General features: G+C 35.4%; 20 protein-coding genes and 1 pseudogene. 16 read left to right on the top strand and 5 right to left on the bottom strand.

All coding sequences use genetic code 11. The features are described from left to right. The first annotated feature begins 4 nt into the window (after positions 1-4). The 16 genes and pseudogenes from ACOQFO_RS07020 to ACOQFO_RS06945 all read left to right on the top strand — a co-directional run bounded on the left by ACOQFO_RS07020 (position 5) and on the right by ACOQFO_RS06945 (position 17,149). Positions 5-724, top strand: coding sequence for a PIG-L deacetylase family protein (locus ACOQFO_RS07020; protein ID WP_421688981.1), 720 nt, complete (start codon positions 5-7; stop codon positions 722-724). Then, on the top strand, positions 721-2,289 hold the full coding sequence (gene nagZ / locus ACOQFO_RS07015) for a beta-N-acetylhexosaminidase (RefSeq protein WP_421688980.1): 1,569 nt from the start codon (positions 721-723) through the stop codon (positions 2,287-2,289). The genes ACOQFO_RS07020 and nagZ overlap by 4 nt, the downstream gene beginning before the upstream one ends. A 116-nt stretch (positions 2,290-2,405) precedes the next feature. Next, complete coding sequence (locus tag ACOQFO_RS07010; RefSeq protein ID WP_421688992.1) at positions 2,406-3,557, top strand: anhydro-N-acetylmuramic acid kinase; 1,152 nt, start codon at positions 2,406-2,408, stop codon at positions 3,555-3,557. A 20-nt stretch (positions 3,558-3,577) separates the two neighbouring features. Next, entirely contained in the window at positions 3,578-4,915 is a 1,338-nt protein-coding gene (locus ACOQFO_RS07005) for an extracellular solute-binding protein (RefSeq protein ID WP_421688979.1), read from the top strand. Positions 4,916-4,973: 58 nt separating this feature from the next. Beyond that, complete coding sequence (locus ACOQFO_RS07000) at positions 4,974-5,942, top strand: carbohydrate ABC transporter permease (protein WP_421688978.1); 969 nt, start codon at positions 4,974-4,976, stop codon at positions 5,940-5,942. 14 nt (positions 5,943-5,956) lie between these two features. After that, a complete protein-coding gene (locus tag ACOQFO_RS06995) occupies positions 5,957-6,928 on the top strand; it encodes a carbohydrate ABC transporter permease (protein ID WP_421688977.1) in 972 nt (323 codons plus the stop codon). Further along, the gene (locus tag ACOQFO_RS06990) at positions 6,928-8,091 is read left to right on the top strand and encodes an exo-beta-N-acetylmuramidase NamZ family protein (protein ID WP_421688976.1); all 1,164 of its coding nucleotides are present in this window, start codon (positions 6,928-6,930) and stop codon (positions 8,089-8,091) included. Before ACOQFO_RS06995 ends, ACOQFO_RS06990 begins: the two co-directional genes overlap by 1 nt. A 12-nt stretch (positions 8,092-8,103) precedes the next feature. After that, entirely contained in the window at positions 8,104-9,018 is a 915-nt protein-coding gene (gene murQ / locus ACOQFO_RS06985; protein WP_421688975.1) for an N-acetylmuramic acid 6-phosphate etherase, read from the top strand. Positions 9,019-9,022: 4 nt separating this feature from the next. Further along, positions 9,023-9,973, top strand: a complete 951-nt coding sequence (locus tag ACOQFO_RS06980; RefSeq protein ID WP_421688974.1) for a GNAT family N-acetyltransferase — start codon at positions 9,023-9,025, stop codon at positions 9,971-9,973. Positions 9,974-9,997: 24 nt separating this feature from the next. Further along, complete coding sequence (locus ACOQFO_RS06975) at positions 9,998-10,876, top strand: MurR/RpiR family transcriptional regulator (protein WP_421688973.1); 879 nt, start codon at positions 9,998-10,000, stop codon at positions 10,874-10,876. A gap of 22 nt (positions 10,877-10,898) precedes the next feature. Beyond that, the gene (gene nagA, locus ACOQFO_RS06970) at positions 10,899-12,062 is read left to right on the top strand and encodes an N-acetylglucosamine-6-phosphate deacetylase (RefSeq protein WP_421688972.1); all 1,164 of its coding nucleotides are present in this window, start codon (positions 10,899-10,901) and stop codon (positions 12,060-12,062) included. A gap of 26 nt (positions 12,063-12,088) precedes the next feature. Next, the gene (locus ACOQFO_RS06965) at positions 12,089-13,186 is read left to right on the top strand and encodes an ABC transporter ATP-binding protein (RefSeq protein WP_421688971.1); all 1,098 of its coding nucleotides are present in this window, start codon (positions 12,089-12,091) and stop codon (positions 13,184-13,186) included. Positions 13,187-13,285: 99 nt separating this feature from the next. After that, positions 13,286-14,700, top strand: a pseudogene (locus ACOQFO_RS06960) (FAD-linked oxidase C-terminal domain-containing protein). Beyond that, a complete protein-coding gene (locus tag ACOQFO_RS06955) occupies positions 14,693-16,006 on the top strand; it encodes a (Fe-S)-binding protein (RefSeq protein ID WP_421688970.1) in 1,314 nt (437 codons plus the stop codon). The pseudogene ACOQFO_RS06960 and the gene ACOQFO_RS06955 overlap by 8 nt, the downstream one beginning before the upstream one ends. Positions 16,007-16,164: 158 nt before the next feature. Next, positions 16,165-16,734, top strand: coding sequence for a hypothetical protein (locus ACOQFO_RS06950; protein ID WP_421688969.1), 570 nt, complete (start codon positions 16,165-16,167; stop codon positions 16,732-16,734). A 55-nt stretch (positions 16,735-16,789) separates the two neighbouring features. After that, a complete protein-coding gene (locus tag ACOQFO_RS06945) occupies positions 16,790-17,149 on the top strand; it encodes a DUF2200 domain-containing protein (RefSeq protein ID WP_421688968.1) in 360 nt (119 codons plus the stop codon). A 52-nt stretch (positions 17,150-17,201) separates the two neighbouring features. Here ACOQFO_RS06945 and ACOQFO_RS06940 read toward each other — a convergent pair whose 3' ends face one another. From ACOQFO_RS06940 to ACOQFO_RS06920, 5 genes are all read right to left on the bottom strand, one after another. Next, the gene (locus ACOQFO_RS06940) at positions 17,202-17,969 is read right to left on the bottom strand and encodes a hypothetical protein (protein WP_421688967.1); all 768 of its coding nucleotides are present in this window, start codon (positions 17,967-17,969) and stop codon (positions 17,202-17,204) included. Between the two features lie 159 nt (positions 17,970-18,128). After that, positions 18,129-18,956, bottom strand: coding sequence for an EcsC family protein (locus ACOQFO_RS06935; RefSeq protein ID WP_421688966.1), 828 nt, complete (start codon positions 18,954-18,956; stop codon positions 18,129-18,131). Between the two features lie 394 nt (positions 18,957-19,350). Beyond that, positions 19,351-20,487 carry a zinc-dependent alcohol dehydrogenase gene (locus tag ACOQFO_RS06930; RefSeq protein ID WP_421688965.1) on the bottom strand — a complete coding sequence of 379 codons (1,137 nt, stop codon included), beginning with the start codon at positions 20,485-20,487 and terminating at the stop codon, positions 19,351-19,353. Between the two features lie 22 nt (positions 20,488-20,509). Next, on the bottom strand, positions 20,510-20,872 hold the full coding sequence (locus tag ACOQFO_RS06925; RefSeq protein WP_421688964.1) for a spore coat protein: 363 nt from the start codon (positions 20,870-20,872) through the stop codon (positions 20,510-20,512). Positions 20,873-20,885: 13 nt separating this feature from the next. After that, a complete protein-coding gene (locus tag ACOQFO_RS06920; protein WP_421688963.1) occupies positions 20,886-21,095 on the bottom strand; it encodes a spore coat protein in 210 nt (69 codons plus the stop codon). Positions 21,096-21,237: the final 142 nt, after the last annotated feature.

Here is a 21,237-nt window from a genome sequence, read left to right as displayed (position 1 = left end):
TAAGATGCATTTAATGGTTGTTGGAGCACATTGTGGGGATGGTGAAATACAAGCTGGTGCAATTGCACATAAATACGCTCAAGCTGGATATAAAGTGACATTTTTACATTTAACAGCAGGAGAAAAAGGTGCACCTGCCCATTTAACAGTTGATCAATATCGTGAACAAAAAATAAAAGAAGCAGAAAAAGCTGCAGCAATATTAGGTGGAGTGAGCATTACACTAAATCACCGCGATGCTGAATTAACATTTAATGAGGACATTGTTAAAGAAGTTGCAACAATCTTTAGAAAAGAGAAACCTGATTTTGTCATTACGCATTGGGTGAATAGTATGCATCCAGATCATGCTCTTTGCCAACAAATCGTCCAAGATGCATGGCTGAAAGCATCACTTCCAGGTTTTGGTTTAGATGGACTTCCACCACATGGACTTCGTCGGGTATTCCATAGTGAAAACTGGGAAGACATGGACGGGTATGAACCTGATATTTATGTGGATGTAACAGATTCATTTGATGCTTATTTAGAAGCTCTATCTTGTTATTGGTTTATTATGAATTCTTCAAGCTTCCGATATTACGACTACTATAAAGCTTTAGGTACCGTAAGAGGATGTTTAGCTAGAACGAAATATGCTCAAACTCTACAAAATTCAAAAGGACTTCATGTAAGAAAAGAAGGTCATATTCCAGGATTCCCAATTACAGGAGGTGCAAAATGAGTTTAAAGAAAAAAGTTGGACGTTTATTAATTGCTGGGTTTAAAGGCATTACAATGTCAGACGAAATTAAATATTTAATCCATGAATATCACATTGGTGGAATCATTCTGTTTGGCAGAAATATCGGAACTCCGGAAGAAATTTTACATTTAACCCGAAGCTTACAACATGAAGCGAAAATAGCTGGATATTCAACACCATTATTAATTTGTATTGATCAGGAAAATGGGGTTGTTCGTCGTTTAGGCGAAGGAACAACAATTATTCCAGGGGCTATGCTTTTAGGTGCTACCAACAATCCACAACATGCTTTTACTGCTGGAGTAATTACTGGTAAAGAATTAAAAGCATTAGGGGTTAACTGGAATTTAGCACCTGTCGTTGATGTAAATAATAACCCGAAAAATCCAGTTATTGGTGTTCGTTCATTTGGTGAAGACCAACACAAAGTAGCGGAGTTTGCTAAACAATCGATGTTTGGTATGCAAAAAGCTAAAGTGATGACAACGTTAAAGCATTTTCCTGGACATGGGGATACAAGTGTCGATTCACATTTAGATCTACCAATCATAAATCACGATTTACAAAGATTACACGAAGTGGAGTTAGTACCTTTTAAAGAGTGTATTGCTGCAGGAGCAGATGCGATTATGACTGCTCATGTTTATTTCCCAGCTCTTGAAAAGGAAGAAAATATACCAGCGACACTATCTCGCTCAGTGATTACGAATTTGCTTCGAGAAGAGTTGAAATTTGATGGAGTCATTACGACGGATTGTATGGAAATGGATGCCATTGCAAAAGGAATCGGTACAGTAAATGGAGCAGTAAAAGCGATTCAAGCAGGGGTTGATTTAGTGATGGTATCGCATATTCATTCCTTACAAGAACAGTCTATTTTAAAGCTTGTTGAAGCAGTTGAAAACGGTGATATTTCTGAGGAACAAATTGATGAGTCTATTAATCGAATTGAAAAGATGATTAATAACTATACAAGTTGGGTTGAAATTGAAGAGACGAATACTGTTCCTGAGTTTGTAGGTTCAGAAGAACATAAAGATGCAGTGAAAGAAATCTATTTAGATGGTGTAACGGTTGTGCAAGATCATGGAAAAGCGATACAGAAAGATGAAAAGGTTTTACTAATCTATCCGACAAATCAATATGCCATGATGGTAGAAGATAAACGCTATTCAACAATAGAAATGGCTGAACAATTAATGAATGTTCACTCTTCAGTGGATGTAATGGAGATTATTCCAACTTCTTATAATGAAGTCATTTCAACAATTTCAACTGTCGTACAATCTTATGACCGTATTGTTGTATTAACGTTAAATGCCGTACAACAAACTGTGCAAGAACAATTTGTACAAGAGATACTAAAAACAGGAAAGTTAGTTGATGTAGTAGCGATTCGATCGCCATATGACGTAAGTCTTTTCACTTCGGCAAACCGATTAATTTGCACATATGAATTTACTAAATCGGCTTTTGAAGTAGTTTCCCAATATTTAGTAGGAAATATTCAATTAAATGGAAAATTACCAGTTACAATTTCATAATTGAAAATATATTTCGTATTTTTAAAATTTTGTTGATATTTTATTTCAAACCTAATAAACTATGGGTAAGCGTTTCCAAGTTATTCGCTTGCTAAGGGAGGGGTAAATTGAAACCGATGCGTGTATGCGGTTTAATGTCTGGTACTTCGCTAGACGGGTTAGATATCGCGATAGTAGATTTTTCGATGACAAATGAGGATCTACAATATGAGTTAAAGCATTTTGTAACAGTACCATATGATAACGAACTAAAAAATCAATTACATGAATTAATGGAGCCGAATGTAACAATACAAAAAGTTTCTTCAATGAATATGTATTTAGGTGAACTTTATGCAGATTACGTTAAAGAAGCATTAGTAGATTCGGAGATTCAATATGATTCAATTGATTTAATTAGTTCACATGGACAAACGATTTGGCACGAACCTTTTGTAAACAACCAAGAGAAATATACCCGCCCAAACACATTGCAAATCGGTGATATTTCGGTACTTGCTGAAAAAACGAACATCCCAGTCATCGGAGATTTTAGAACCCGTGATATGGCAGCTGGTGGTCAAGGGGCACCATTAGTTCCTTTTGCTGACCATTACTTATTTCAACATGAAGAGCATGGTCGTATTTTAGTCAACATTGGAGGAATTGCGAATTTAACTGTAGTTCCCCATAAATCAAGTACAAAGGATGTCATTGCCTTTGATACAGGACCAGGAAATATGATCATTGATTACTTTGTATATAAGTACACAAATGGACAGCAAAACTTTGATAGAAACGGGGATTTCGCAAAAGCAGGAGAAGTCCACACTGAGTTTTTGGAATATTTATTGAATAATGAATATTTCAAATTATCAGCACCAAAAAGCACAGGTAGAGAATTGTTTGGACAAGCATACTCGCAACATATATGGAATGTAGGCGAACAATATCACCTTACTCCATTGGACAAAATTTCAACTGTTACGATGCTGACAGCTAAAACCTTAGCAAATGAAATTATTAGATTAATTGAACCGTACGAAGTGAAAGAAGTTTTTATTAGTGGTGGTGGAGTTCATAATTCGACTCTACTAAACTACTTGATAGACTTACTTCCTAACACGATTCGTATTGATCAAACGGATGTACTTGGCATTCATAATGATGCAAAAGAAGCTTTTGTTTTTGCACTACTAGGATTTTTAGGTTTCAACAAAATTCCTAATAATCTACCATCATCAACAGGAGCAAACAGACAAACGGTTATGGGGAAAATTGCTTGGTAAAACAAATAGGGGGTAAAAAAATGAAAAAGGTATGGAAGAAACCTTCACTTCTTCTTGCTTCATTAGGCTTAACAGCTTCTATGTTAGCTGCATGTAGCGGTGAAAGTAGTGAAGAAGTAGGAAATGCTGATGAGTTTCAAGGAACTATCACAATTTGGGATGGTCCAAGATGGCCAGATAAAGATGATAACAAATATCATTGGTTAGAAAGTAAAATTGCTGAATACGAAGCAGCACATGAAGGTATTAAGGTTGAATTAGTTCAAGTACCTTGGGCTGAAATGCCAGATAAACTTGGAGTATCTATCGCAGGTCAAGCTTGGCCAGATATCGCACCAGTTGATATCAGTGGTAGTTCAGTAAGTATTGATCATATCGAACAAGGTGTAGTTGAACCATTAGATGCTTACTTAACAAAAGACGAAAAAGCGGATTTCTATGAAAATGCACTAGATGCATATACGTATGATGGAAAACTTTACGGAATTCCAAACTCTATTACATTACACACAATGCTTCTAAACTTAGATCTATTTGAAGAAAGAGGCGTTACACCACCTGAAAATGGTAAATGGACTTATGCAGAATTCTTAAAAGCTGCAAAAGAATTAACATTTGACCGTGATGGAGATGGAAAAATTGATGTGTACGGTTTCTCCACTTACGTTTTACCAGGATACTATGAAGCATGGCCATTTTTCTACAAAAACGGTGGATCTCCACTTAATGCAGATTTAACAGAGTTTACGTTTGATGATCCAAAAGTTGTACAAGCAATTCAAGATTTAGCAGATTTAAAACTTAAAGAAGATGCAGCACCTGTAACTTTAGGTGGAGCTGATGTTGGTGGTACATTCCAAGCTTGGGCTAACGAAGAACAACGTACTGTTGCAATGGAACCATGGGCAACTTGGGCTATTAGTTCTGCGCAAGGCAAATACCCTACGAACTTTATGGTAGCAGAATACCCAACTGGTGATTCAGGAGAATCAGTAACAATTGGTGGAGTTGGCGGTTGGATCATGTTTAACCAAAAAGGCGATGCAAACAAAAAAGCAGCAGTAGCTGATTTCATGAAATTTATTTCTTCAACTGAAGAGCAATTTACAATGGCTCAAAATTACGGTATTTTCCCTGCTCGTATTAGTGCATCTGAAATGGATCCATTCAAAGATAATCCAGAGATGACAAGAGCGATGGAAATGTCTAGCCAAGTTGTAATGCTTCCTCGTCACCCAGAATGGAAAAAAATCGATGAAGCAATCCAAACACAACTTCAGTTAGTGTTTAATGGTGAAAAAACAGCTGAGCAAGCAATGGCTGACGCGAAAAAAACTGTAGACGAATTATTGAAATAATATTTGAGAAGCAGGTTTTGCATAAGCAAGCCTGCTTCACTTGTAGGAGGTGTATGAAATGACTCAAGTGAAATTAGATCCTGTACAACAAGAAAATATAATAGAGAGTAGTTTACAAGATACTAAGAATGCGAAAAAGTCGCATAAAAAACCAAACACTGTTTGGCGTGATATGAAGAAAAACTACAGTGCTTATTTGTTCTTATTACCAAAATTAATACTGTTTGTATTATTTGTGGCATTTCCAGTAGTTTGGGCGATCGTACTATCATTTCAAGAGTATAGATTCAACGGAAGTATCTTTATAGGATTAGATAATTACATAGACGTATTTAATAGTGAAGCATTTCGAATTGCATTAAAAAATACACTACTCTTTACCGTTGTAACTGTACCTTTTTCTGTTATTAGTGCTCTTGTGATATCTGTTATGATCTTCGGATTAGGTAAAATATCTCAAAGCTTTTTCCGTTCAGCTTTCTATTTACCATCTGTTACGTCTATGGTCATCATTGCAATGGTTTGGCGTTGGATGTATAACTATGACTTCGGTTTATTTAACTACTTTTTAAGTTGGTTCGGAGTTGAACCGATTAACTGGTTAGGTCAATCCGCAACTGCTTTATGGGCCTTGATTATCATGTCATGTTTAATTCCATTTGGTACCGGTATCATTATGTATTTAGCTTCTATGGGATCTATCTCTCAATCACTTTATGAAGCTGCTCGTATTGATGGTGCAAGTAGTCTTAAACAGTTCTTTCATATAACGATACCTTTACTTAAACCTACAACTTTATACCTTGTTTTATTAAGCACGATAGGTTCATTCCAAGTGTTCACTCAAATTATCATGATGACAGGTGGGGGACCAGGTAGTTCGACTGAGACGTTAGTACATTTAATCTATAAAACTGGTTTCCGAGATTTTGAATATGGTTTAGCTTCTGCTCAAGCAGTAGTACTATTTATCATCATTTTGATTTTCTCAATTATCCAGTTCAGAGTACTACGTCATGATGAGTAAGGGGAGGGTCGAAAGTGAAAAAGAAACCATTTAAAAGTTTAAACAAAATTATTACCTACATTTTACTAACAATCTTTGCGATTGTTTCATTATTACCACTTTACTGGGTATTTTCGACATCTCTCCAGTTAAGTAGTTATCAGTCACAAGACATGGAACGACCGGTATCATATGTTAACGCGAATCCACCTAAATTGTATCCGATGGGTATACCTTTGTATTTTGAACATTGGGCTGAAGCTCGAGAGGCTGCAAGTGAAGGTGATTTAGAAACAGAAAAATATCACAGAGACATGATGAATTATATTATTGAAGATACTTTTTCTAGTTTCGTTAACTTATTTACAAAACAAGATGTCGGAAAATGGTTCTTTAATAGTATATACATTGCGGTCATTGTAACTTTTGGGATTTTGATCTTTGACTCCATGGCAGGATACGTACTCGCCAAAAAGAGATTTCCGGGTCGGAATATCATATTTTGGGTCATTATTTCCACAATGATGATTCCAGGACAAGTTACTCTTGTTCCACTATTTATGATGGTAGGAAAATTAGATTTAATGAATACCCATTGGGCTTTGATTTTACCTGATTTAGCAATGGTTTTCGGTGTGTTTTTAATGAGACAGTACATGTACTCTATTCCTGATGAATTATTAGAAGCAGCAAGAATGGATGGTGCAAGTGAATGGAAAACGTATTGGACAGTCGTATTACCACTTGCTAAACCGGGACTTGCGGCGTTAGGTATTTTTACATTTATGAGTGTTTGGAATTCATTCCTATGGCCAATTATCGTCTTAAATAATGAGGCACTTTACACCTTACCTGTCGGATTAAAGACGTTACAAGATGCAAACTTAGCAAGCTTTAAATTGCTTATGAGTGGAGCAGCAATTACTGCAATTCCAATGATTATCGTATTTATCTTATTCCAACGTCACTTCGTCAAAGGTTTAACGATTGGTGGAGTAAAAGAATAATGAAACCAAATGTAAAACTCGGTGTAGACGTATTTTTAGAGGAACACGTTCACTTAGTGAAAGGGAAACGTGTTGGTTTATTGACAAATCAAACAGGTGCAAATGCAGAGTTAGTTTCCACGATACGATTATTCCATCGACATCCTGATATTCAATTAACCGCATTATTTGCACCTGAACATGGTTTAAAAACATATGCAAAAGAAGGCGAAAAGTTTTCAAATACAGTACACGAGGAAACAAATTTACCTGTATTTAGCTTATACGGAGCTACTAAGAAACCGACTGATGAAATGATGGATGAAGTGGATGTTGTAGTGTTCGATATTCAAGATATTGGAGTTCGGTATTACACATACATTTATTCTCTCGCGTATATGATGGAAGCTTGTAAGCGTACAAATAAAAAAATAATCGTGTTAGATCGACCAAATCCGATTGGTGGGATTAAAGTAGAAGGAAATTTAGTTGCCTATGATTTCACGTCGTTTGTCGGACTATATCCGATACCAAATCGTTATGGTATGACTGTTGGAGAATTAGCAAGTTATTTCAACAACGAATTTTCCATTCAATGTGATCTAACCGTTGTATCTATGGAAGGTTGGAACCGTAATATGTACCTTTCAGATACTTGCCTCCCATGGATTTCACCTTCACCAAATACGACCGGAATTGACATGATGTTGCTTTACCCAGGAACTTGTTTAATAGAAGGAACGAATCTTTCAGAAGGAAGAGGAACTACACAACCATTTGAAATTATAGGTGCTCCTTTTATTAATGGCGAAAAATTACAAGACGAGTTGAATGCACTAAAGTTACCTAATATTCATTTTAGGGCTACCTATTTCAAACCTACCTACCAAAAATATAAGGATGAACTATGCGAAGGGGTACAATTGCATATTTTAGATCGGTTAAATTTTAAACCGCTAAGTACTTTTTCAAAGGCATTTAACAAAATCGTAAGTATATATGGAGACCGTATAGAGTTCTTAACATATGATAGTATAAAGCACCCGATGTTTGACTTACTCGCGGGGAGTGCACTTCTAAGAAAATCCGTTTTAGAAGGTAATATTGATAACTTTTTAGAAGCGTGTCAAAAAGATACGAAAGAATTTATGACAAGAAGAGCAAAGTATTTACTCTATAGATAGGAAGGCAGAGCGATGGACAAAATATCACTTCTGACAACTGAAAAAAGTAATCCAAAGACACATCAAATTGATGAAATGTCGATAACGGAAATATTAAATGTGATGAATAAGGAAGATCAAACAATAGCGATATCGGTCCAACGTGTATTACCACAAGTTGAAGAAGTTATTAAAAAGGTCGTAACGGCATTTCAAAATGAAGGTAGATTAATTTATGTTGGAGCTGGAACAAGTGGAAGAATCGGGATTCTAGATGCGGTTGAATGTCCTCCTACTTTTAGTACTTCACCAGATTTAGTACAAGCAATATTAGCAGGTGGAGAAGGCGCTATGTTTCGTGCGGTTGAGGGTGCAGAAGATGATGATGAACTTGGGGCTACTGACTTAAAAAATTTATCCCTTACTTCTTGTGATGTAGTAATTGGAATCGCTGCCAGTGGAAGAACACCTTATGTAATTGGTGCATTAAAATATGCAAATCAGTGTGGAGCAACTACTGTGAGCCTTACTAGTAACGAAAATTCAATTATAAGTCAATATGCTTCGATTAATATTGAGGTTGTCACAGGACCTGAAATCTTATCTGGATCTACTCGTTTGCGTGCTGCAACGGCACATAAAATGATACTTAACATGATTTCAACCACTTCAATGATTAAGATGGGGAAAGTCTATCAAAATTTCATGGTAGATTTAAACGCAAGTAATTATAAATTAAAAGAACGTGCGAAAAAAATTGTCTGTACAGTAACAAATGTTGATTACTCAACAGCAGAGGCTGTGTTAGACGAAACAGAATATAATGTAAAACTTGCAATTGTCATGATATTAACGAATGAAAATAAAGCAGATGCTTTAAGACTCATTTCAAAATCCAATGGGTTTGTCCGTCAAGCTATCAATCTAGCAAAACATGAGAGGGGTTAAAAACATGTTACGAACATTTCAAAATGGCGATGAATTAGGTATTGTGAAATTATGGAATGAGGTATTGATTCATGATCCGATCAATGCGAACCGATTCCGAAACCAAATATTATTAGATGCTAATTTTGATCCAAAAGGACTTATTGTTGCTGTGGAAGAAGGGGCAATCGTAGGTGCTGTATTAGCTATTACGAGAAAACTTCCAATGGAAGGCACAAATTTAGAGAGTGATACTGGTTGGATTACTTTCTTCATGGTTCACCCACAATATGAACGTGCAAATATTGGTCATCAGCTTTTTGAACAGGCGTGTGACTATATTAAAAATCAAGGAGCAGAAAAAGTGTACTTCTCCTCTTACGCACCAAATTATTTTGTTCCAGGTATTGATGAAGATCGTTATCCAAAAGGGTATGCTTTCTTATTAAAAGAAGGATTTAGAAAGCTGTATTCACCTGTTGCGATGCACAGAGCTTTAATCGATTATGTATATCCTGAACAAATTAATGAGCTTAAAAAGCAAAGAGAATTAGAAGGATATTCATTCGGTAAAGTACAGGATGGAGATCTATATGAACTTATCCAATTTGCAAATGTGCATTTCAATCCAGATTGGGGAAGAGCGATTCGTGAAGGTATTTTAATGGGTATAGATCCTGCTAGAGTTCTAGTTGCGAAAAATCAAGACACAATCGTTGGATTTGCTTTATATGGTGGATATGAAGGAATTCGTGAAAGATTTGGTCCTTTCGGTGTTGATGAACGTGAACAAGGAAAGGGATTAGGTAAAATATTATTACACGATACATTACATGAAATGAGAAAACAATCTATACAAGGTGCCTGGTTCTTATGGACAAGTGAAAAAAGCGCAGCTGGACATTTGTATTTAAAGAATGGATTCCAAACTTATCGAAAATTTCATGTTATGGTAAAGGAATTAACAAATAATTGAATTGAGTAGTGAAGGGTTGATTTTATGGCGATATCAAATGGTGGTTTAATTTTACTGAAAGAAATGAGGGAGCAACTCCCTCCATCAGAACAAAAAATTGCAGATTATATTCTTTCACATCCAGAAAAAGTTGCGACGATGACTGTTTCTGAATTAGGTGAATTGAGTCATACGAGTGGTGCAGCAGTAACACGACTTTGTAAATCCTTGAATTTAAAAGGCTTTCAAGAGTTGAAACTACGAATTATTGGAGACTTAGGCCGTAAAATTGAATTGACGAACCGTGATATCAAGCCAAATGAGCCAGTATCAATTACGATTCAAAAAGTAACAGATTTAGCTGTACAAACGTTACGTGAAACAGCAGAGTTAATCGATAGTAAACAATTAGAACTGGCTGTAGATGCAATTGTTAATGCGAAAAACATTCACTTCTTTGGTGTAGGTGCATCAGGAATATCTGCAATTGATGCCCAGCAAAAGTTTTTAAGAATAAACAAGCCATCTACTGCCAGTACTGATTTACATATGGGCGCAACCATTGTCGCAAATGCAACAAAGGATGATGTTGTTTTTGGAATATCATTTTCTGGTAGTACTTTTGAAGTTGAAAAAATTATTGAATTAGCCAATCAAAAAGGGGCAAAAACAATAAGCTTAACGAAATATGGTCAAACTCCAATTTCTCAACTTTCACAGATCCAGTTATACACATCACCAAACAGAGAAGCGAACTTTAGAAGTGGAGCAACATCGTCAAGACTTGCTCAGTTACACGTAATGGATATTTTATTTATGTCCGTTGCTTCAAAACAATTTGATACGACAATTCAATATTTAGATGAAACAAGAGAAGCGATTGAATCCTTCCAAAATCAACAAAATCAGAAGAGAAAAAATTAACCCATTAAAGAAGGTGAACATTTTGACGGATAAAGTATTAAGAAATCTTCAAATCTGTTTAGAAGATGGTTCTGTTATTCGTGGAGAAGTGTTCATTCAAAATGGAAAAATATCACGAATATCAGAAAACCCGATTGAAAATTTTAATGGAGAAGAATTTGATGGGAAAGGATACTTGGCTATGCCAGGGTTTATTGACCAGCATATTCATGGTTCTTCTGGTGCAGATTTTATGGATGGTGAATTACACGGAACAGAGAAGATTGTTCACTATCTACCAACCGAGGGGACGACTTCTTTTTTAGCAACAACAATGACACACTCACCAGACCATATTCATAATGCAGTAAACACGAATAAACAATTCATTGGAAATCGTAATTTTAAAGGGGCAGAAATGCTCGGATTTCATTTAGAAGGGCCATTTATTCATCCTGAACAAAGAGGGGCACAACCATTACAGTATATCCGCAAACCTTCAATAGAAATGTTAAAAGAATGGTTTGGTGCTCAGCTAGATGATTTGAAAATTGTAACCCTTGCTCCAGAGCTAGATACAAATTTTGAAATGATAAGCTTTTTGCACAATCAACAAGTTGTATCCTCTGCTGGTCATACGAAAGCGAGTTTTGAAATCATCCAATCAGCACATCGACATGGTCTAACAAATTTAACTCATTTTACAAATGCAATGACTGGTATCCACCATCGGGAAATAGGTGTTGTAGGAGCAGGTTTTATGAACAATAACCTATTTTGTGAAGTGATTGCAGATGGGGTTCATTTATCAACAGAGATGTTAAAAATGGTCGGCAAATTTATTGGTTCCGATCGAATCATCTTAATTACCGATTCGATGCGAGCAAAAGGATTGCCAGATGGAACCTATACATTAGCTGATCAAGATGTTACTGTCGTAGGACAAAAAGCTACGTTACAAAACGGCACTCTAGCTGGTAGCGTATTACGAATGATTGATGGCGTGAAGTTGATGAAGGAACTTTGTCATTTTACTATCCATGATATTCAAAAAATTAGTTCTATGAATGCTGCAAAACAACTCCGTGTATTTGATAGAAAAGGTAGTATCAGTGTAGGGAAAGATGCTGATTTAATATTACTGAATGAAGACTTGGAACTACAACATACATTTTGTCTTGGTGAATTATGTTTTTCAAAAGTTTAAGAGAATAATAGATTGGAGGAATAACGATGGCTGAATTAAAATTAGTAAACCTTACAAAAGAATATGATAAGGGAGCAGTAGCTGTTAAAGACTTTAACTTACATATTTTAGATAAAGAATTCATCGTTTTTGTTGGTCCATCTGGATGCGGTAAAACAACTACGTTACGAATGATTGCAGGGTTAGAGGACATTACAGATGGTGTTTTGGAAATTGACGGTACAAAAATGAATGAAGTTGCACCTAAAAATCGCGATATTGCAATGGTATTCCAAAACTATGCATTGTATCCTCATAAAACTGTATATGAAAACATGGCATTCAGTTTACAAATGAGAAAAGTGCCTAAAAAAGAAATTCAAGAAAGAGTAAATGAAGCTGCAAAAATATTAGGATTAGAAGAGTACTTAAAGCGTAAACCAAAAGCATTATCTGGTGGTCAGCGTCAACGTGTTGCACTTGGTCGAGCTATTGTTCGAGATGCAAAAATTTTCTTAATGGATGAACCTTTATCAAATTTAGATGCAAAATTACGTGTGCAAATGCGTGCAGAAATCCAAAAACTACATCGTAGATTAGGAACTACAACAATTTATGTAACACACGATCAAACAGAAGCGATGACAATGGCTACACGTTTAGTTGTCATGAAAGATGGTCTAATTCAACAAGTAGGTACTCCTAAAGATGTTTATGATTATCCAAATAACGTATTTGTAGGTGGATTTATTGGTTCTCCTGCTATGAACTTCTTTAGAGGAAAGCTTGGGGAATCAGAGTTTGTAATTGGTGACTTTAGAATCGAACTTCCTGAAAGTAAACGAACGCTTTTACAGGAAAAAGGATATATCGGAAAAGAAATCATACTTGGTATTCGACCAGAGCATATTTATACGAATTCCGAAGATATTGCAAACCATAAAGGATCAACCGTTTCAGTTCAAATCGAAGTGGCTGAGCTTATGGGAGCAGAAACATACTTATACTCGAATTTAAATGGAACTGATTTTATAGCAAGAATTGATGTGGATTCAAATGTTAAACCATTAGATATTATTCAATTAGCATTTGACATGGAACGAGCACATTTCTTTGATGCTGTTACGGAAAATCGGATTTATTAATGAAAGAACCTGGCGAGCATACAAGCCAGGTTTTCTTCTCTTATATTTTTTTAGTAGGTTTGAAGGCCAATTAGGTACTTTGAATTAAAAAGGAGAGAGATAATGGATACTCACCTCATAAATAAAATTGAAGCAATTGTAGGGAAAGAACATGTTCATTCGTCAAGAGCATCTTTACTTGCCTATTCGTATGATGCGACACCGAATTTTCAAGCTATTCCTGATGTAGTTGTTGCACCGAGTAATACAAATGAAGTTCAACAACTTGTTTTATTATGTGCTGAAGAAGGTGTACCAATTGTTCCACGAGGTTCCGGTACAAATTTAGCAGCAGGAACAACTCCCACTTCTGGTGGTATGGTCATACTCTTCCATCGAATGAACAAAATTTTAGAATTAGATGAAGAAAATTTAACATTACGCGTTCAGCCAGGAGTCATCACTCAAAGTATTCACCAATTCGTTGAACAAAAAGGATTGTTTTATCCACCAGATCCAGGCTCTATGAAAATATCTACAATAGGTGGGAATGTGAGTGAAAATTCTGGTGGGCTCCGTGGGTTAAAATATGGGGTTACAAAAGACTATGTGATGGGATTAGAAGTCGTTTTACCTAACGGTGAGATATTAAAAACAGGTGGTAAACTTGCAAAAGATGTTGCTGGCTATGACTTAACTAGTTTACTAGTCGGTTCTGAAGGAACACTCGGAATTATTACAGAAATTCTACTTAAAGTGATCCCATTACCTGAATCAAAACAAACAATGTTGGCGGTTTTTCCTTCATTGGAACAAGCGGGAAGTGCTGTTTCAGCTATTATTGCATCTAAAATTACACCAGTAACATTAGAGTTCATGGATAATGGGACTATTCGTGCAATTGAAGAATATGCAAATATTGGTTTACCTACTGATGCTGAAGCGATTTTACTACTTGAACAAGACGGAAATTTAGGTCAAGTGATAGTGGATACGAAGAGGATGTCAGAAATCTGTGAAGAACATGGTGCGACAAGTATTCAATTAGCAGAAAATGAAGCGGAAGCCGAGAAATTACTGTTAGCGCGAAGGGTAGCATTGTCTTCATTAGCTAGAATCCGTCCAACAACCATATTAGAAGATGCGACAGTACCACGCTCGGAAATCGCTAAAATGGTACGAGAAATTCAACGTATATCAAAGAAGTATAATCTAACGATTTGTACATTTGGTCATGCGGGGGATGGTAACCTTCATCCAACTTGCCTTACAGATTTACGAGATTAGAAGAAATGATACGGGTTGAAGAAGCCTTTGATGAAATTTTTGAAGTAGCGATTAGATTAGGTGGAACGATTACAGGTGAACATGGAGTTGGAGAGATGAAAGCTCCTTATTTAGAATGGAAAATTGGTGCATCAGGTATTCAAACGATGAGAAATATTAAACTAGCATTCGATTCTCAAAATATTATGAATCCTGGAAAAATGTTTGCAAAAGAGACGAGAAAAAGAATGGTGATGTCAAATGGTTAGTGTCGAAGCTAATCGCATGAGAGAAGCATTTATCGAGCGTGTTGATGAGGAAAAGCTTCTTGATTGTATGCGTTGTGGTTTTTGCCTTCCTTCATGTCCAACTTATATACAAACAGGTAATAATGAAGTACATTCTCCCCGTGGTAGAATAGCAATTATGAAAGCAGTGCGAGACGGTTTTGTAGATTGGGATTCATCACTAGAAGAATCTATCAATCTTTGCTTAGGCTGTAGAGCTTGTGAGCCTGCTTGTCCAGCAGGAGTTGAATATGGGCATTTATTAGAACAATCAAGAGATGCCATTCAGTCTGTGAAAAATCCTTCATTAAAGGAAAAAGTTAGTCGAAAATTAGCCTTTGATCATTTATTTAAAGATCAATCTAAGATGGTTGGAGCTACGAAATTAGTTCGTGCATATCAGGCTAGTGGCTTACAGAAAGTAGCAAGAAAAATTGGTTTCATGAATTTGTTCCCACCGATGATGAAAGAAATGGAAAAAGCCTTACCTAAAATTCCTAAATCTGTTAAGCGAGAAATTCCAGTAATACCTCCAAAATCGGTTGTAAAAGTAGCCTTTTTCACTGGGTGTTTAATGGATACCGTGTTTCGTCAAACAAACGATCGAACAATACAATTGTTACAACTACTAGGATGCGAAATTGTTATTCCAGAAGAACAAGTATGTTGTGGAGCGCTACATGGACATAGTGGTGAATTAGAAAAAGCAAAAGTAAATGCAAGACGTAATATTAATGCATTTGAGCAAATTGAAGCGGACTACATTGTGAATAATGCAGGAGGTTGTGGCGCATTTTTATATGAATATGGCCACTTACTTGCAGATGATGTTGAATACTCAGAGCGTGCAAAGACATTTGATAGTAAAATTATTGATATATCAAGCCTCATCCTAGAATTAGGAATCGTTCAAAAGTTAGCAGAAATTCAGAAGGACCACGTTGAACTGGTAACCTATCAAGATTCCTGTCATTTACGGAATGTGAACAGAGTGGTATCAGAGCCACGAGAGTTATTGAAAGCAATTCCTCACGTGGATTATGTAGAGCTTCCAACAGCAGGCCTTTGCTGCGGCTCAGCTGGAATTTATAACTTACTAAATCAAAAAATGGCATTGAAGATTTTAGATAGTAAGATGGATGATGTAAAAGGAACTAACGCCTCTGTGATTATCACTACAAATCCTGGTTGCTTACTTCAAATGAGAGCAGGGATTCATCGAGCTGGATTAAGTGAAAAGGTGAGATCTGAACACATTGTCGACTATTTAATTGAAGTATTATCATAAGACATCTGAGCTTTTTGTTTGCTTAATATAAATACTACTATATTATTTTAAATCCTCTGTTCTTCAGAATTGAGGATTTTTTTCTATTTCGCATACCTTTAAGGGGTATACAGTATACTTTATATAGAATAGCAACTTACAAACAAAAGGAGAGTTGTATGGGGTACTACCAACTATATATTTTAGGATCATTAATTGTATTAACAATAATCGTGCTCATTCAATCAAGAATATTTAAAAAGAACATCTCTTCTATGGAAGGGATGATGATTTCCATGTATTTTTGTATGAATCTAAGTTTTACGGTAGGGGTTCTTTTAGGATTTACTTATCAAGGTAATTTAATTTTTTCCACAGTATTAACGATGTTAATTGGAATATTAGTAGGTTTAATTTTTGGAAGTAATTTTGGTATCTTATCAGTGTTGGACGGTGTTATGGCGGGAATCATGGGTGGTATGATGGGAGCGATGTTAGGTGAAATGATTAAAGGTGATGGGTCCATAATCCTCATTAGAATATTTTTATTTTTATCTATTTCTACGATTTTCTTAATCATAATCATAACGCGTAGTAAAATTACAAAACCATCTAAAAAGCTATGGTTACTGAAACCTATTGTATTAGCCACATTAATTATTATTTATTTTATATGTGGAGTAACGTTTGCTGAAAATCAAATAAATCATTATTACGAACTATCGCCAAATGAACATGAAAAGCATTAAAGAACATAGCTACCTTATTTTGTATATAATAGAACTATTGGAAGGAGGTAGTTTTATGAACGATAAAAGCATACAAAGAGTATATAAAATGAGTGTTGCTGGTGTTTACCCACATTATATTACAAAAGCGGAGAAGAAGGGTCGTACAAAAGAAGAAGTAGATGAAATTATTCGATGGCTTACAGGTTATAGTCAGGAAGAATTAGAATCTCATTTAGAAAATAAGACCAACTTTGAAACTTTCTTCAATGAAGCTCCTAGCATGAATCCTAACCGTGCATTGATTAAAGGTGTGATTTGTGGTTACAGAGTGGAAGAAATCGAAGATCCAATTATTCGAGAAGCACGCTATTTGGACAAACTAATTGATGAGTTAGCAAAAGGGAAATCAATGGAGAAAATTTTACGTGCATAAACGATAAAAATGCGTGAGTAGGGTAAACCTACTGCACGCTATACAAGAAAAATTATTTGTTTTTCTTTTGAATTGTTGCGCCGTTATCGTGTTTTGGTTTAAATTCATTTGCAATTTCTTCGAGCGGTTTTGCTTTTGAAGCATTTTTTTGAACACTATTTGCAAAATCTGCTGCTGTTTTAGTCGAATTTATATTTTTTGACGAATTGGCTAGAAATTCATTGGCGAATTCGGTAATGGCATTTGTATTTGTACTAGGTGCTTTCGCTTGAACCTTAGACGCACTGTTAGGAGTTTGTTTTGAATTCTTATTCGACCCTGAGTTCGGAGTTATGAATTCATTCGCAAACTCTGTCACTGTATTTGCTGCATTCGTGACAGTTGAACTTACTGCATTACTTGAAGATTTTGCTTGTGATTTTTTGTTTGCTTGAGTATTTGCAGCTAAAAACTCGTTGGCAAATTCAGTTACTGCATTTGTATTCTTACCTGTGCTAGAACTTGTGGCATTTGGTTTGTATGATGAATTATGGAAGAATTCTTTTGCGATTTCTTCTATAGAAACTTTGGGCATACTATTGGCATTAGCAGCTTTATTAGTTAGACCGCTTAATTTATTTTTCACAGTCTTAGGTATTAAATTTGGAACAAATTCTTTAGCAAATTCCACAATTGATTTTACCTGTTTCCCATTTGCACTTTGTGGATAAAATTCTTTTGCAATTTCCTCTGGACTCTTTGGTTTTGAGGTATTTGTTGAACAGTTAGCACCACATGAATTATTCTTATGGTTATTTTTTTTGTGATCCATAATTGACATCTTCATATCTCCTCCTTTTCTTTTTTTTAATATGTGTGTTCAAGAACATCTTTATGTTAGAGAACACTCGCCTCCATATCCAAAACAAGACAAGTATCACAAGAAATTGGAGGTATAATATAAAAAGGTTTGTCTTGTTCAGACAAACCTAAGTAAATGCTATTCATTAAGTTGTTTTGTTGATATTTCGATCTCATGCAACTTTTCATAAATTCGACGTTTTCGGTATAACATAATTCCAGCTTCTGAAACATCTTTAATCATACCTTTATTGGCGAAGGCTCCAAACACCATACCAGCAATTGGAATCATTTGAAATAGTTTCTTCCAACCAAATTGATCGCGATAAGTAAAGAAGACTTCTTGCCAACCTTTAAGCTGAGAAATCATATCTTCTGAAGAGCTTTTCTTTTCATTCATCGTTGCAAGTTCTTTCAAAATGGCTTCTTTCCCTACAATATCGGCAGAAGCAAACTGCATGCATTTAACAATAAATACCCGCTCTGTTTTTTCATTTGGATTGTAACCATGAATAATCGCGATTTCTTGTAGCGTTTTTAGAGCAGTACCAAGTACAACAGGGATATCTACAACTAAAGTAAAAATGCCACCGAACCCAGTTGTTGCACCTTGAACAGTTGCAAATTTTACACGTTCTACTTGAAGCTCGTTACTTACTTTAATCATATCTTTTAAAGGCATATTTGCCACATCTTCTATCGTTTCAATTTCTATATTCACAGTTGTTTTTCTGATTTTTTTAATAATTGCTTTTTCACTTATTAAATATTTACCACCTGTTTGAATATAACTTCCTAATTCATTGACCAAAATACCTATTTTTTCTTGGATAAATTTTGGTGTTACTTTATCTAATAACTTGAATGGTAAACGACCAAGCTTTTCCCAAAAGAATAAACCTTTTTGATCTTCTTCCCATACTTGAATATCAGCTAAATGCTGTAGTAATTCATCTTTTGATTCCATTATTTATTCTCCTACTTATTTGATCTATTTGTTAATACGTTGTAGTTTTGCATTTTGTTTCATTACATTAGTGTAATCAAAATAGATTATTTTATTTTTACTATCCAACTAATTACAGTACAGGTATTTTTTGATAAAGTATTGGTAAGGGGTGAGGGGAATGTTATTGCAAGGGGAATGGATTGACGATGAATTTGTAACAGAGAATCTTGCACTCATGACGTACGAGCCGCTTTTAGAATATAACAAGGATTAGTAAAATGAATTGAGATAGTATGTTCCATTACTATGAAGCATACTATCGAAAACAGAAATATTGATAATAAAAAAGGACATAACTTTTCAATTAGAAAAATTATGTCCCAAAATACTTATGTTCATTTTATATTAGCTGTTATGGTTTTAAGATAACCTTAATACAATTATCTGTTTTTGTATCAAACACTTCATAACCATGTTTTGCTTTCTCTAGTGGAAGGACATGTGTCACAATATCGCTAGGATCTACTTTACCTTCTTTTATTAAATTATAAATATGAGGCATATAGTGTGGAACTGGAGCTTGTCCTGTTTTTAGTGTTACATTTCTCTGGAAAATGTCACCAAGTGGAAATGCGTTATACCTTGCTCCATAGACACCAGTGACTTGGATTGTGCCACCTTTTCTAACAGCTTGACTTGCAATCACAAGGCCACCTAGAGCACCACCTTGTAATTTCAACCCACTAGCCAAAAATTCCATAGGTGTCATTTTTCCACTCATACCAACACAGTCAATTACCACGTCTGCTCCACCTTTGGTAATTTCTTTAATATATTCACCACAATTTTCATGGTCTTCAAAATTAACGATTTCAACTTTGTTTGTACGTTTTGCATGTTTTAATCGATAACCTACATAATCGACTGCAATCACACGTTCTGCACCTTTTAACCATGCAAATTTTTGGGTAAGTAAGCCAACCGGTCCACAGCCAACAACGACGACAGTATCTCCTTGTTTAATACCTGCATTATCAACACTCCAGTATGCAGTTGACGCAGCATCTGCAAGTAGTACTAGACTTTCATCTGGAATTTCACTATCTTCTGGTACTTTAAAGGGAAGAAAATTGCCGAAAGGAACACGCATATACTCCGCTTGTCCACCAGGATATCCTCCGGTAGTGTGAGAGTATCCGAAGTATCCACCCATTTCATGTTGATCATTTGAGTTGTCGCATTGACTTTCTAAATCATGTTTACAAAACCAACATTCACCACAAGCAATGGTAAAAGGAATGACGACACGGTCTCCTTTTTTAACCTTTGTCACACTTTTTCCTACTTCTTCGACAATCCCCATTGGTTCATGGCCAATTATATAATCTTCATTCAAATTAGGAATCATCCCGTGAAACAAATGAAGATCGGAACCACAGATTGCGGATGCGGTAACTTTAATAATAATATCATCTGGTTTTAATATGGTTGGTGCTTTTACTTTTTTCACTTGAACGTCTTTTATTCCTTGAAATGTCACTGCCTTCATTATTCTAAACTCCCTTACTGTTTTATCTTTTAGGTGGGGTAGGGAATAATCCTTTTCGATTCATATTTTTAGGGAATAAATCCAATTGAGCGATGCTAACTGCATTTTCTGCGGATTTAATATCTAAATCTTTTTGGGCTTCTAAGTCATATGGTTTTATCCAATCTTTTTTCATCATCAATTCACAAATTTCATCGTATAAATCGATCATTACATCTAGTTGTGTTTTCATTAATTTCCGAAGAACAGGGGATGCTGTTTCAGTTAGCGCAATAGAAAGGTTACGAATACCGGTTTTTGTTGTTAGTAAAAACTCTAATGCAACACCTGAATCCGTTAATTCAGGCATATTAACCGAGTTAATAGGATCTAAATAATCATCCACTTTAGTTCTCCTCCTAATATTCTAATTTTGAATTTCTATAAAGCTTAATCATCGCAGTTAAAGCGGGAGTTGTAAGTTTCACATTCTTTTCTAATAACGCTCTTAAATCATCATCAAAAACGATTCCTTGACTCATTTTCGATTTTAATAAACTTGTCGTCATAAAGTTGATTAATTCATGGAATTCCATTGTTTCATGAAGTGCTAGTTTCTTTTCGTACATTGGTCAACCTCCTTTAATACCTGTAAAAAGGCTACCCTTTACTCAATTGTTGTATTCAGGCATTTTCAAACTGAAAAATTTTTTATTTTTTAGAATTTGAATAAAAAATAACTAGAGAGTCAAAATAAGTGGCGTGGAGGTG

It is taken from the genome of Ureibacillus sp. MALMAid1270, assembly GCF_049202975.1.
GTDB lineage: Bacteria > Bacillota > Bacilli > Bacillales_A > Planococcaceae > Ureibacillus.
The sequence above is the reverse complement of the archived record's forward strand: the minus strand, read 5'-3'. Positions and strand labels throughout refer to the sequence as shown.